Source organism: Paraliobacillus ryukyuensis (assembly GCF_003315295.1).
Lineage (GTDB): Bacteria > Bacillota > Bacilli > Bacillales > Amphibacillaceae > Paraliobacillus > Paraliobacillus ryukyuensis.
On the sequence record NZ_QNRI01000013.1, the window covers coordinates 46,979 to 58,210 of the forward strand.

General features: G+C 36.7%; 18 protein-coding genes and 1 pseudogene. 8 read left to right on the top strand and 11 right to left on the bottom strand.

Features of this window, described 5'->3' with window-relative positions; genetic code table 11:
• Window positions 1-1,274 precede the first annotated feature (1,274 nt).
• From DES48_RS14370 to DES48_RS14415, 9 genes are all read right to left on the bottom strand, one after another.
• The gene (locus tag DES48_RS14370) at window positions 1,275-1,550 is read right to left on the bottom strand and encodes a hypothetical protein (protein ID WP_147232419.1); all 276 of its coding nucleotides are present in this window, start codon (window positions 1,548-1,550) and stop codon (window positions 1,275-1,277) included.
• An 80-nt stretch (window positions 1,551-1,630) separates the two neighbouring features.
• Window positions 1,631-1,903, bottom strand: coding sequence for a hypothetical protein (locus tag DES48_RS14375; protein WP_079710312.1), 273 nt, complete (start codon window positions 1,901-1,903; stop codon window positions 1,631-1,633).
• A 171-nt stretch (window positions 1,904-2,074) separates the two neighbouring features.
• Entirely contained in the window at window positions 2,075-2,551 is a 477-nt protein-coding gene (locus DES48_RS14380; protein WP_113870024.1) for a DUF4825 domain-containing protein, read from the bottom strand.
• Window positions 2,552-2,913: 362 nt separating this feature from the next.
• Window positions 2,914-3,246 (bottom strand): hypothetical protein, encoded by a 333-nt coding sequence (locus DES48_RS14390; protein ID WP_113870026.1) that lies wholly within the window; start codon window positions 3,244-3,246, stop codon window positions 2,914-2,916.
• A 30-nt stretch (window positions 3,247-3,276) separates the two neighbouring features.
• The gene (locus DES48_RS16285) at window positions 3,277-3,612 is read right to left on the bottom strand and encodes a hypothetical protein (RefSeq protein WP_113870027.1); all 336 of its coding nucleotides are present in this window, start codon (window positions 3,610-3,612) and stop codon (window positions 3,277-3,279) included.
• A gap of 26 nt (window positions 3,613-3,638) precedes the next feature.
• Complete coding sequence (locus tag DES48_RS16290; RefSeq protein WP_245911479.1) at window positions 3,639-3,905, bottom strand: helix-turn-helix domain-containing protein; 267 nt, start codon at window positions 3,903-3,905, stop codon at window positions 3,639-3,641.
• Window positions 3,906-4,017: 112 nt separating this feature from the next.
• Window positions 4,018-4,200, bottom strand: a complete 183-nt coding sequence (locus tag DES48_RS14405; protein WP_113870029.1) for a PspC domain-containing protein — start codon at window positions 4,198-4,200, stop codon at window positions 4,018-4,020.
• A 50-nt stretch (window positions 4,201-4,250) separates the two neighbouring features.
• Window positions 4,251-4,502, bottom strand: coding sequence for a hypothetical protein (locus DES48_RS14410; RefSeq protein WP_113870030.1), 252 nt, complete (start codon window positions 4,500-4,502; stop codon window positions 4,251-4,253).
• Window positions 4,503-4,569: 67 nt separating this feature from the next.
• Window positions 4,570-5,076 (bottom strand): phosphoribosylanthranilate isomerase, encoded by a 507-nt coding sequence (locus DES48_RS14415; protein WP_113870031.1) that lies wholly within the window; start codon window positions 5,074-5,076, stop codon window positions 4,570-4,572.
• Between the two features lie 404 nt (window positions 5,077-5,480).
• On the opposite strand from DES48_RS14415, the gene DES48_RS14420 reads away from it, so the two are divergent.
• From DES48_RS14420 to DES48_RS16295, 4 genes and pseudogenes are all read left to right on the top strand, one after another.
• Window positions 5,481-5,870, top strand: a complete 390-nt coding sequence (locus DES48_RS14420; protein ID WP_113870032.1) for an NUDIX hydrolase — start codon at window positions 5,481-5,483, stop codon at window positions 5,868-5,870.
• A gap of 72 nt (window positions 5,871-5,942) precedes the next feature.
• A complete protein-coding gene (locus DES48_RS14425; RefSeq protein ID WP_113870033.1) occupies window positions 5,943-6,710 on the top strand; it encodes a glycosyltransferase family protein in 768 nt (255 codons plus the stop codon).
• A gap of 9 nt (window positions 6,711-6,719) precedes the next feature.
• Window positions 6,720-6,851: a hypothetical protein gene (locus tag DES48_RS16460; protein ID WP_281269251.1), complete on the top strand. Its 132-nt coding sequence runs from the start codon at window positions 6,720-6,722 to the stop codon at window positions 6,849-6,851.
• Window positions 6,852-7,155: 304 nt separating this feature from the next.
• Window positions 7,156-7,260, top strand: a pseudogene (locus tag DES48_RS16295) (DUF6176 family protein); the annotation flags it as partial.
• A gap of 90 nt (window positions 7,261-7,350) precedes the next feature.
• On the opposite strand, the gene DES48_RS14430 reads toward DES48_RS16295, so the two are convergent.
• Both DES48_RS14430 and DES48_RS14435 read right to left on the bottom strand, forming a co-directional pair.
• On the bottom strand, window positions 7,351-7,698 hold the full coding sequence (locus tag DES48_RS14430; RefSeq protein ID WP_113870034.1) for an SH3 domain-containing protein: 348 nt from the start codon (window positions 7,696-7,698) through the stop codon (window positions 7,351-7,353).
• A gap of 327 nt (window positions 7,699-8,025) precedes the next feature.
• Window positions 8,026-8,766 (bottom strand): DUF6904 family protein, encoded by a 741-nt coding sequence (locus DES48_RS14435; protein WP_113870035.1) that lies wholly within the window; start codon window positions 8,764-8,766, stop codon window positions 8,026-8,028.
• A gap of 215 nt (window positions 8,767-8,981) precedes the next feature.
• Here DES48_RS14435 and DES48_RS15990 point away from each other — a divergent pair, with 215 nt between their 5' ends.
• Genes DES48_RS15990 through DES48_RS14450 form a run of 4 tightly spaced genes read left to right on the top strand, consistent with a single transcriptional unit; the run spans window position 8,982 to window position 10,710 of the window.
• The gene (locus DES48_RS15990; protein WP_170126232.1) at window positions 8,982-9,152 is read left to right on the top strand and encodes a hypothetical protein; all 171 of its coding nucleotides are present in this window, start codon (window positions 8,982-8,984) and stop codon (window positions 9,150-9,152) included.
• Between the two features lie 28 nt (window positions 9,153-9,180).
• A complete protein-coding gene (locus DES48_RS14440; protein WP_170126233.1) occupies window positions 9,181-9,933 on the top strand; it encodes a hypothetical protein in 753 nt (250 codons plus the stop codon).
• A 42-nt stretch (window positions 9,934-9,975) separates the two neighbouring features.
• On the top strand, window positions 9,976-10,533 hold the full coding sequence (locus DES48_RS14445; protein ID WP_113870036.1) for a YdcF family protein: 558 nt from the start codon (window positions 9,976-9,978) through the stop codon (window positions 10,531-10,533).
• A gap of 36 nt (window positions 10,534-10,569) precedes the next feature.
• Window positions 10,570-10,710 (top strand): HAD hydrolase family protein, encoded by a 141-nt coding sequence (locus tag DES48_RS14450; RefSeq protein WP_113870037.1) that lies wholly within the window; start codon window positions 10,570-10,572, stop codon window positions 10,708-10,710.
• Window positions 10,711-11,232 lie beyond the last annotated feature (522 nt).

An 11,232-nucleotide genomic window follows, 5' to 3' on the forward strand; every position in this document is an offset into this window, starting at 1 on the left:
ATCTCTATCTTGCGAAAGCGATTCCATAATTCTGAAAGCTTATAAAAAAGTTGATTATTCATTGCGACCATCATCTTTTCTTAATTTTACCATAATTTCGCTAGGATTAAAGTACATAATTGTAAAAAATTATATTTAATAAGGAGGACATTATGTGGTTCATTAAAGAAGACTTTAAACGAAAAAGCCTTTGAAACGCTTGTCAAAAGTGAAAGTGAGAAAATGTATAAAACAGCTTTTCTTTCTGTCTGAAATAAAGAAGAGACATTGGATGTACGCCAAGAAACTATTTAAAGGGCTTTTATATCAATTGAACAAATAAAACAACCTCAGTTCTTTAATGCTTAGTTAACAAAAAATTTAATCCTTAAGAATTACAGTTTTTGATAATGAAGACAATCGTTTATCAAAGTTCCACCCAAATGTTTTAACAACAGAAGTAAATGGAACAAATCGCCTATGTGTACACTGATTTGCTCCTGTTTCCAAATCCTAAACCCCCATTTTGATCCATTTTCATCTCATGAAACTAAGAATAATAAGGTTTACAATAATGATTGCAAGCAAATATAAAATAATATATAAAAAATCATGTACCTCAAGTGTCAGTGCATTAGATTACTATACTTGTTCGATTCGAGGATACATCGTGTTACTTGCCTCAAAGGGGGCAAGAAAACAAAATATTTTGTTGCTTACAGCCACTAAAATAATAACAAGTGCTTATTATGATGGGGATATTATCCGTGCTAGTGACTCCCGTTTCCATGTTATGTAAGTAATATACCATTCTATTAATCTTAAATCAATATATGGTATTAAATGTATTTTTAAGTATATTATTCTTTGGGCGGTTGCAGGTGGGGAGGCCATCGGTGCAGTATTTGGATTGTTAGCTTCCTGAATCGCTCGACGCATCGACCAGTATTTAGTCGAGATAGGCCTGTCTATTGGATTATTTTATTGGGCCTATGAAATAGAATAGTTTTTTCAACTAGAAGGCGTCATTGCTGTTGTAGTCACTGGACTGATATTCAGAAACTATGGGAAAAGATTGGACTCTTTCTGGGAATCAAGCAATAATCGATATATGTGGTAATTTTTTTCGTGATGGGCGAGATATATTTTGTCTGATTACTGACGGATAGAGGAGCTGGGAATGGCAGCAAGTAAAGCTTTGAAAACTGTCTTCAAGCTATATGGATGGAACACGGATAATGCGGTAGTCAGCACACAAGATTGATGTCATAAACAAATGACATTGCCACGCATCTTTAATTTAGGCTAAAGAATATAACGGCACTAACGATGACACTTCCAACAAAAATACGTTTCATTATCTGCAAACCTTTTGTTTTGTCTGGAAACAATTGTGATTCTACATACCTAATAAAACTAGAAAAACAAAAAATACTGATCAAAGCAAGAAAAAATCCAAGATTATCAGTTATCTTTGCAATATTATTTAATTGTGAAATCATTAGAATCAACAAACCTAGCTGTCCAACGATCCAATAAAAATATCGTTCTTTCTCTTGTTCTGTCATCATGTACTCCTTCTCTACCGATGAATTGAATATGTATAAACGAAAACGCACCTACCATGTTAGTAGGCTTTTTTACCATGAAATCATAGCAGGAAAAAACCAATAACGGCAATAACGATGACACTTCCAATAAAAATACGTTTCATTATCTGCAACGTTTTTGATTTGTTCGGAAACAATTGTGATTCTGCATATCTAAAAAAACTAGTAAAGCATAGCATACCAATGATGACAAGAAATAAACCAACTTGATCATCTAACACTAGCATATACCTTAATTGCGCCATCATTATAAATAAAGTCGCTACGTAACCAGTGCTCCAATAAAAATACTTCTTTTTCTCTGCTTCACTCAATTTCAGCCCCCCTTGTTGGAACCGTTAAGATGTGGCTTCTTAAATATAGAAGAAAAGTTATCTCATCCACTCAACCGTTATTTTTAACATAACATAATTAGTTGTTTTAGCAATAGGTATCCATACTACTCATATTACGCAACGTAACGAAGTAAGTCTTGAAAAAAACCACTAGTCCTGCAATAATGCTTCTACTTCACGATGATTTTCTAGAAGCTTTTCGATTGCCTCCTTCACCGCATCTTCACTAGAGAAGGAACGCAAATCTTTACCATACCTTTCTTGGAGATCGTCTCTGGTCAGTTGATATGTTTGCGCATCAAAATGAAACGTAACCCATTCTGCATTTTGAACCAAAGCAAAAATGAAAGTTGCATTGAAAATAGCTGTTTCTTCGATTTGATCTCCTGTTATCGCTGCATAATGTAGCTCCATGCCATAAGGTTCTTCCGTGGTCTGCAATTCAAAATGCTCTAGTTGTTCGCTGTTCCGTAAGTACTGTAGCAGGTTTCCAACCGAACTGTTATCGCCAATGTACGAATTTTGAAAAGTAAAGAGCTCTTCCTTCGTTGCACTTGCTGCTTGGCAACCAGTTAACAACAGGACAGCTATTAGTAAAAATACGATACCAACCGTACGATGTTGCATACTTTCTCCTCCTAAGACAAAAATCCCTCTGTGATAAAAAATCCAAATGGACTACTAAGTGCACATAGGGCCGAAACGATAAGCAACGCCCAATTTGATTTTCTTGGCGGCTTCAGCTTTTTCTTGTCATACAAAGAAATCTTTATCGATGTATGAACAAAAACCCATATAAACAGAACGAAGCAGATAATCTGAACTTGCCTATGTGGAAGGATCATGGGAACAATGACAAGCACAGGGAAATAAATAATCACTTGTAAAAACATTTTCAGATCTTTGTATTTCTCACGATTAAACAAGAATTCAATACCTTTCTCTAACACAAACATCCTCATTATGTGTTATGCTTCACGGCATTGCGACTATTTTTTCACGCGCAAAACGAATGCAATGCAACCGATTGGAATTCCAACTGTAAGATAAACGAAAACTAAAGGCAACCATCCATTGATCGTCATGGAGTTATAACATACGATAATTCCAATTAAAACTAGCGTAATAAAAGAAAAAACAAATCCCATTCCTGTACTGTTATTGCGAAAAGCCTGCATTCCAGCAACCAATGTATAAGCTATTATGAAACCCAAAAAAAGTTGGGTAAATGGTAGTAGTAAAAGTTGTTCTTGATTGATTAAAATAGTGACGGTAGCAAACAGCGTGGTGACAATACCAAAGATCAAAGCTTTATTAACCAAAGAAAAACTCCTTTTATAAGATTTGAAGGTTCAAAATGACCGTGGTTTCCTCCATAATGGAATAAAGAATTTAATGTTCTCGATCATCAAAATGAACGCCCCAAAAAGTAAGGTGATGAGTGTATTGATGCTCTGTTCAAAAGGCAACAGCCCATATGAAAAATAAGAGAAAATGAACAATAGATCAAGCCAGATAACTTTTTTCGAACCATCCTTTCGATCAAAGTAATCTCTTGATCCCACCAATGTTACGCCAACGCCGATTAAAAAAATCCCACTCCACCAAATGTGTAAATACCAATTAGGAAGTTGATAGGAAACAGGATCAGAATAGGCGCCCATGTAACCTAAAAAACTGACCAGCATAAGGATTCGACCCAAGACAGCTGTAGCTACATTTTTATATCTTTTTGACCTCGGTCAAGCTGAGTTTTTGCGTCTTTTTGTTCCTCTGCATTGTCCGATGGAGAAACTAATTCACCTATATCACTATCAAATAAGTCAGCCAATTTTATAAGATTAAGCGTTGACGGTTCGGATTGATTTTTCTCCCATTTCGATACGGCCTGCCGACTCACCCCTAATTGTTCAGCTACATATTCTTGTGATAACTTTAGGGACTTTCTTTTCTTGCTAATAGTAGAACCTAACGACATCATGCAACGCTCCTTTTTCAATAGGATTGCTGTAATTGTATTGGTTTTACAGGTTGCATACCACCAACCACCCCGCAACTATTGGTTGCAAAAACTTGATTTCACCAATATTCATTTACAATGTCGGCGGGCTAGCAGGCATCGTGTTCGCAAGAATGATATAGATAATGATATTGACTGGCAGAAAGATAAAGATAAGTCGCACTCCAAAAGAAGATATCCCAAAATATTCAGCTATCCCACCGCAAACACCAGCGATTGCATGATCAGTTGCCGATCTTCTTAGTTTTTTGTTCATGCTTTTTCCTCCTATTAATACAATAGTTGCAAGTACAAGGATGACTTATTTCAGTGACATTGTCCTTCAGTCATCGTTTGTTGAAAGAATGCAATAAATAACGGGGAAACCATCATGGTGGTAATGATGAATAACAAGTCTTGAGAAATGACATGATAAAAAGAAGTGTTAACCACATATAGTGTCCATACGGTCAAATACGTGATAAGAAAAATATAATCATGCAGTACGTTACGAAAAGCGAGTGGCTTCTTTACATATATTAATACAAACAACCCTGCCATTAACATCCAAAATGTCATACCATAACACGCCCCTTTTTTTATAGAAGGAAATGCCGGCATTTGAGCTAGATGTTTTTTTCTTCCGTCAACTTAGCCTCGTCAGTAACTGCCGCAAAAATGCAATCTTCTTCAAATCCTTACTATTATTATTATCCGATCGATAACTATCTTTAGACGAAGCTTGATAGACACGCAAATATTGCTCGGGAGTAAGTAAATAATAAGTTGCCTCCCCTGTTTGTTGTAGGTTTAAATCCGTTAACTCGACCCCTGCGAAACGTGGCAATGTATCGATAATGCCAAACTCTACAGATAACTCTTTTTCCGAAAATTCATGTTCATGCAAATCGATCAATTGAAAATGCATTCCTTGCATGATCGCCACAATTCGCTCCCATTGATATATATTCTGCTCAGGTGGCATTTCCCAGCCGCGGGGATCACCAGGCACATGAATATCTAAATCTTTTGCATCCCAATTCTTCCCTGTCACAACTTCTAAACCAACGGAACCCATTAGTAAAGGAGTGATCGATAGTTGATTAAGTTCTTTCGCGATATTAATAAACGTATCAAACTTGTGATTCTTCATGTGTTCCTCCGTCTTTTTCTCAATTTTACCATCATTATGCTTTTGGTAAAGTGTTAATTGTGAAAAAACTATTTTAATATAGAGAATTGATGAAATGCTATATCGTTTTTTATAAAATTTATCAGTTAGTGTATCAGTAGTTGTAGAAAATCAGAAAGAAACAACAAACGTGTGTCTAGCCTAAGATTGGTTACTCTCTGGTTCTAATTTGATCAAGGAATAATTCTTTCTAAAAGCTTTAATCAAAACAATCAGCCTGTTATTTAACAGAAACCTGTATATTTTGATTCGGGCTTTTTTTGCACTAGTTTACAGGTTAATTATCGGAATATTATGTTATTATAAAACTGTATATTTGTAACACTAGTATTAGGAATTTAGTAGTTAAAGGGAGAAGAGATCACATGGGAGAAAATCTAACAACGATGTATATACCGCCAAAGCACATTGTTTCAGCGGCAACGATTGTATTAAATGAAGATAATGAATTATTGTTAATTAAAGGACCAAAAAGAGGATGGGAAATGCCAGGTGGACAAGTGGAAGAAGGGGAGTCTTTACGTGCTGCTGCAATCAGGGAAACGAAAGAGGAGTCGGGTACTGTGATTGCAGATCTAACATTCTGTGGGATTTTTCAAAATGTGCAAAGATCAATCTGCAATATGCTGTTTTTAGCTAAACCAGTTGGAGGAAAATTGACGACATCGCCTGAAAGCTTAGAAGTTGGATTTTATCCGCTAGAGAAAGCTTTGGAAATGGTAACGGTAAGTAATTTCAGACAACGAATTGAATGATGTTTAGATCAGAAAATGCACCCCTTTTACATCGAATTTTAATCTTTTTTAGTTCATAGGAGTAGGATACAGATGAAATTGATCAAAAGCTACATCTTACAAAAATTAACTGCTACCATAGTTGTAACGACCATTTTTTCTTTCTTGTTTGCTTTTAATTATACAAGTAGAGGTAATTTTAGATTTGACTATAACCACGGCAATCAATTTATTGGAGGGTTCTTTTTTTATGCCATCTATGTAGGAGCTATTGTTCTCCTTTATGGTAATCTAGTATCTATTGTGGTTGAGCGGTTGCAATCAAAATGGTTTATCCAACAAACTTGGTTATATATCGTGATTCTTGGTACATTCGGCTCAGCGATCGGACTATTTTTCCAATCAGGAAGAGCGGCTGTTTTGGGGATACTTGCCGCCATCGTATATGGTCTCATCGAAAAGTGGGTCGAGAAGCGAACGACTAAAAACAAAAGGATTAAATGGTTTTTTCTTATTCCGGTATTTTTCCTTTTTATATACTGGGGCTATTTACAAATTATTTCTCCTCCCAAACCACCATTCACAAAACAAGATGCTGTCCAATCTGTAACTGATAGTCGGGGTACAGTGATTGAGCGTTTCCCTGAAGAAATTGGTAGGTGGGAAGGGGATGTCGAAGGGTATCAAGTTACAAGAGAAACTGATGTAAAAGAGATAAGTAATGAAGTATACATGGTTACCCTTGTGGAAAGTTGGAAAGAAGGAAATGACAAGGGCATGTCTACGTGGTCTTATCGAGTCAACCGAAGAAGTCTAGTTAACAAAGGGAGAGAAGGAGAAATTCCGCCTTATTATGAGTAGAGTGAAGAAATGATTCTAAGGTGGGGCTACAAAATATCTAGTCAACCACCTTTATTGGTTCCATTTCCTGCAACAGACCAAAAAGTTCACAATCAAGAAAAGAATAATCCTGATGCTTATAAGTTGTCAGAAATCCAATAGCATAACGGTAAATTATTTCCCAGCCATAATAAGAAACAGCTACATCCAATAAAGTAGTAGCTGTTGATTGATAGAATGTACGAAAGGATATCATTCGTATTTAATTGAATTGCCTATAAAGATGGTTTTGGCTTTGTTGCGACTACAAAAGAAGTTAATGCAAAAGGATAAGTAACATGGTAAGGAACCCATATGCTGCACCCTCAACACGTCGAACGTTCTCAACTCCAATAAAGAACACAGGCGGATACGACACGGGTGCGTGAAGGCAAGACAATATAAAAACAGGTAGCGTGGAATAAAAGTGAACGTCGAATTATCAAAATTTAAAGTGAAACAAGGTAAATCAAGTTTTGTAGATGAATGGACGACCTTTTTAAATGATGAAAAAATGTATGTCGAATTATTGGAGATACCGTTGTTGTTTTAGCAATGCTTTGGTTGCAATGCCCCAGTTTAACAGAGATAGTAGTACATACCAAACAACACCCTTTGATTGCTATGTACTAGATAAACAGTAGCTAGGAATCCAACCGAATTCGCCATTTTGGGTTTTGCAATATGTCCACTCATTTAAATTTTCGATTCCGAATACGGTCTGTCCTTGATTAACAGTCAATTCATGCGCGGAGTAATCTTTGGTTACTTTGGCAATTCCGGAGTTGTTTGGGGTAGATAAAATTTGTTTAGGTACCCAACCACTTTTCCTTGTGCTAATCGACTTACAGAAAATCCAATTAGGAAACTCTGTATCTTCTTTTCCATAGTAAACTTCTTCACCCTTTTTCAAGATGATTGGATTAGGATAGGTGGAAATATGTTCTTGACTAATTGTAAATTGTTTCATGAAAATTGACTCCTTATCCACTATACAGACTATTTATGGCGGGTAATGAAATGATTATGGTTTAGCTCGATCAGCGTCTCTTCCAACGACAATAAGCTATTAATCACAAGAACCAGTTTATCCTTTTGTTCAGTTGGATTATCTGCTTGAACGAGAAGCTCGAGCAACCTGTTTCTAAACTGTTACGTCCCTTAAAGCACATTTTCTAATTGCGCATCCGTTATCGTTACAGCATTTTCGCGCACCACCCAATCTTGTGCACACAACGGGAAAGATATTGTGTGTGCTCAATGTTTAGATCATCATGCTCGTTAGCTGCATTGGCCGCTAGATCTTGTTGGTAGGGTTGCTTAAATACCCATGTCCCTCTTTTTTCATTATCGATAGTCTAACACATGAATCTTCTTCTCTAGCTACTTCCATAATTTGCTCCACGACTTTTTGATAAGGCTTGCCCTGTTCCGCGATTCGTTTTGCAATAATATATATGTTGTTATAGCGTTTGTCCGCATCCCACTTCAAAAAACGGACATTTAGTTGATCAATATAAGCGGTGAAATAATTGCTAAAGTTAGGTCCATATTTCTGGCTCATATTGTTTTGCATCATTTTAAATGTTTGCGGTTTTAAGACTTCACTCAGTGAAGCCATAAACGTTGCTTGAAAAGCACGGACGGTCGTAACGTTTTTGTCCCAGAATCGATGGGTTGTTTTGTTCATTAGATACATATCAATAAAATCGTTTAATGCCATGGTGATAAATAATAATTCTGGGAGATACGTGTTAAAGGATAAGTAGAGATTTTGCTTTGGACCAACAACCCCCATCCATTTCATCGTGTCTGCATCTAAGCCATGATCCTTAAAAGTATAGTCGCGATGCCCCATGTTAGCATGTCTGAGATCATAGCAAAGACCTAGCACCCGTATGCGTGTATCGAAATAGTTGGAGTGCTCATCTTCTGTCCCCACAATCATGTGCAGGGATTCATACAATTGATCAAAATCTTCGAAGTCTCCGGTTATCGTTACGCCCGCATAATTTGGCGTTGGTTTTATTTGTAGCATTACTGACCACTTCCAATAAAATTACATTATATATTTACTATAACATAATTACTTTTGTTATCGCTCAACCTTTTATTCAGGAAATTACTTGATGTATAATGGGGGAGTGATTTTGTATAGAAAAAATAGTAAATCAATCAACAATAGAAAGAGCCATATATGAAAAAACTTATTTTTGTCGATGTAGGCGGAAGACTGATTGACGTAGGGGTGTGGTGCCAGCATCCACGAAAAATGCGATTGTAGAAGCAAGAGAAAATCGACAGCATGAGTTTGTCTGTATCGGCGGGTCGAAAGCAGAACTTTTCTCAGAAATTCTGGACGTAGGATTTGATGAGCTTTATCATATTTTTGTGAAGTATGGGTGGATGGAAGGCTGGTATTGATCTAACTCGAGGAAAAGAGGGCTCGTTTATGAAACACATCTACGCTTTTGAAAAAATGGCAGATTATAAGGAATACCAAGCGATTATGCAATTCTTCCATGAACGGTTGCAACAATATCAAGAAATGCTTGAACAGGAATACGCTCTGCATGATTTACCAAAAGGCGTGGTGTGGACGTCTCATGAACTAGCAACCAGTACGTTTTCAACTGTACCAATACCTGCATTTACGAATAAAGATCTAATCTATATGTCACCGGATCTAGCAAGCTGGCGAGCGCTTTTTGTCAGGCAACTAGAAGGTAAAGATTTGCCTCACATACAACATTTCTATGAACATTATTCCGTTGAACACCTGTTTATCGTGTTGGCTCATGAACTGGCGCACCACTCTGATTTATTCGTCGATGACTTTGATGATGAACGAAATGACGGTATTTGGTTTGAGGAGGGCGTGTGTTTTTATTTGCCAAGAAAAATGCTGTTAAATGAAGCAGACTTGGATGAAATCACACGCATAGAACAGCAGTTAGTTGAGGACTTCAAAGAAGAACATGGGGGGCATTCTTTAAAGTCCTTTGGCTTGATCACCTATCAAGGCAGCTTAGCAAGTATTATGTTTGATTATTGGCGTAGTTATCTGGCTGTGAAATATTTAGTCGAAGACCGGGCGAATCATGATATCAAACAAATTTTTGATGCATATCATAATTGGCATGAAGCCGGTAGAAAGCAACCATTAGCTACGTATTTTGGTGTGGAGGGGTTATTTGATAAGTAAGGCAATAGTACAAGAGATCATTCAAGCTAAAGGAGTGATACCATGACCTATCCTTTCGATTGTATTACCGAGTTTATTTTTGTCGAAACAGAAGTCTACCCAGCTGATGTAATCTTAGTCCCTGGCGCAGACCACCCACCATTGATGGAGCATGCAGCTGCATTGTACCACCAAGGATATGCACCATATATTCTCCCATCCGGTGGCTATCAAGATCACCTCAACTGGACCGAGTGGGAATATCTCAAGGATATTGCGATTGAACATGACGTCCCCGATACAGCTATTTTGCAAGAAGACCAGGCGCAGAATACATTGGAAAATGGCCGTTTTTCTTTCGATGTACTTGAGCACGAGGGAATAGCTGTTATGCGTGCGATTCTTGTCTGTAAAGCGGGCCATGCGCGCCGAGCGTTACTCAGCTATCAACACGAGTTTCCAAAAGAAACGGCCTTTTATGTTTCGCCTGTTGTCGATCGTTACGGTATCACAAAAGACAATTGGTATCAAAGCGAAATCGGAGTAACGCGCATTATGAGGGAAATTCGAAAAATCGGCACATACTTTGAAGCATTAATACCAGATTGGCTGAACCGCTAGCTAGATTTATACTGTGCCTCCATTCTTATCAAGAAGATGAGTGAAAAAAAACACCGAATAGCGATGGGCAATACAAAAGAAGAAGTCAAACAAGCAGCCGATGATGTGACTGATGCTAATGATGCAGCGGGCATTCCTTTTGAATTATTAAAACAAGGTTTAAGCAGTTTCATATAGCTCGGCTTTGAGGATTACTGACAAACTGTTTGATTTAAAAGATATAATTCAACTTAGATAGTTCACATAAATGTTGGTGGACTATTTTGCTTAAAAACACAAATAGAAAATTATGTTAAAATGATGGTAGACATTGAAAAATTGTTCTTAAACGAACGAGACAGTTTAGTTGAATTAAAAATAAATTTGGATCACTTTTAAAAAAGTGGTCTTTTTTTTGCTTTTAAAAAGGGTTTGGTACAACAACAGGAAAAATAAATTAATGTTAATCAGTAATATTTTATTGCAAAACGATATAAAATGTATTAAGATTAACTTGATTATAAATAAATGAGGTACTTTTTATGAAACAAGGAACAACACTCTTTTTAAAGGTAATGGTTTTCTTATTGGAGGGCTTGTCAAGAAAACTTTAAGGGGTAGTTTATGAAATATTCTTTATTTAGATTTATCGACGTTTTTGAGGCGTTTGCTATCTATCTACTCTGTTTTGCTTCAAACTTAATATTTATATATGTACAA

Excerpts from the sequence above, each read along its gene's own strand:
- DES48_RS14370 (WP_147232419.1), bottom strand. The coding sequence starts at position 1,550 with ATGATGACAGAACAAGAGAAAGAACGATATTTTTATTGGATCGTTGGA.
- DES48_RS14380 (WP_113870024.1), bottom strand. The coding sequence starts at position 2,551 with ATGCAACATCGTACGGTTGGTATCGTATTTTTACTAATAGCTGTCCTG.
- DES48_RS16285 (WP_113870027.1), bottom strand. The coding sequence starts at position 3,612 with ATGCTGGTCAGTTTTTTAGGTTACATGGGCGCCTATTCTGATCCTGTT.
- DES48_RS16290 (WP_245911479.1), bottom strand. The coding sequence starts at position 3,905 with ATGATGTCGTTAGGTTCTACTATTAGCAAGAAAAGAAAGTCCCTAAAG.
- DES48_RS14405 (WP_113870029.1), bottom strand. The coding sequence starts at position 4,200 with ATGAACAAAAAACTAAGAAGATCGGCAACTGATCATGCAATCGCTGGT.
- DES48_RS14410 (WP_113870030.1), bottom strand. The coding sequence starts at position 4,502 with ATGACATTTTGGATGTTAATGGCAGGGTTGTTTGTATTAATATATGTA.
- DES48_RS14415 (WP_113870031.1), bottom strand. The coding sequence starts at position 5,076 with ATGAAGAATCACAAGTTTGATACGTTTATTAATATCGCGAAAGAACTT.
- DES48_RS14420 (WP_113870032.1), top strand. The coding sequence starts at position 5,481 with ATGGGAGAAAATCTAACAACGATGTATATACCGCCAAAGCACATTGTT.
- DES48_RS14425 (WP_113870033.1), top strand. The coding sequence starts at position 5,943 with ATGAAATTGATCAAAAGCTACATCTTACAAAAATTAACTGCTACCATA.
- DES48_RS16460 (WP_281269251.1), top strand. The coding sequence starts at position 6,720 with ATGATTCTAAGGTGGGGCTACAAAATATCTAGTCAACCACCTTTATTG.
- DES48_RS14430 (WP_113870034.1), bottom strand. The coding sequence starts at position 7,698 with ATGAAACAATTTACAATTAGTCAAGAACATATTTCCACCTATCCTAAT.
- DES48_RS14435 (WP_113870035.1), bottom strand. The coding sequence starts at position 8,766 with ATGCTACAAATAAAACCAACGCCAAATTATGCGGGCGTAACGATAACC.
- DES48_RS14440 (WP_170126233.1), top strand. The coding sequence starts at position 9,181 with ATGAAACACATCTACGCTTTTGAAAAAATGGCAGATTATAAGGAATAC.
- DES48_RS14445 (WP_113870036.1), top strand. The coding sequence starts at position 9,976 with ATGACCTATCCTTTCGATTGTATTACCGAGTTTATTTTTGTCGAAACA.
- DES48_RS14450 (WP_113870037.1), top strand. The coding sequence starts at position 10,570 with ATGAGTGAAAAAAAACACCGAATAGCGATGGGCAATACAAAAGAAGAA.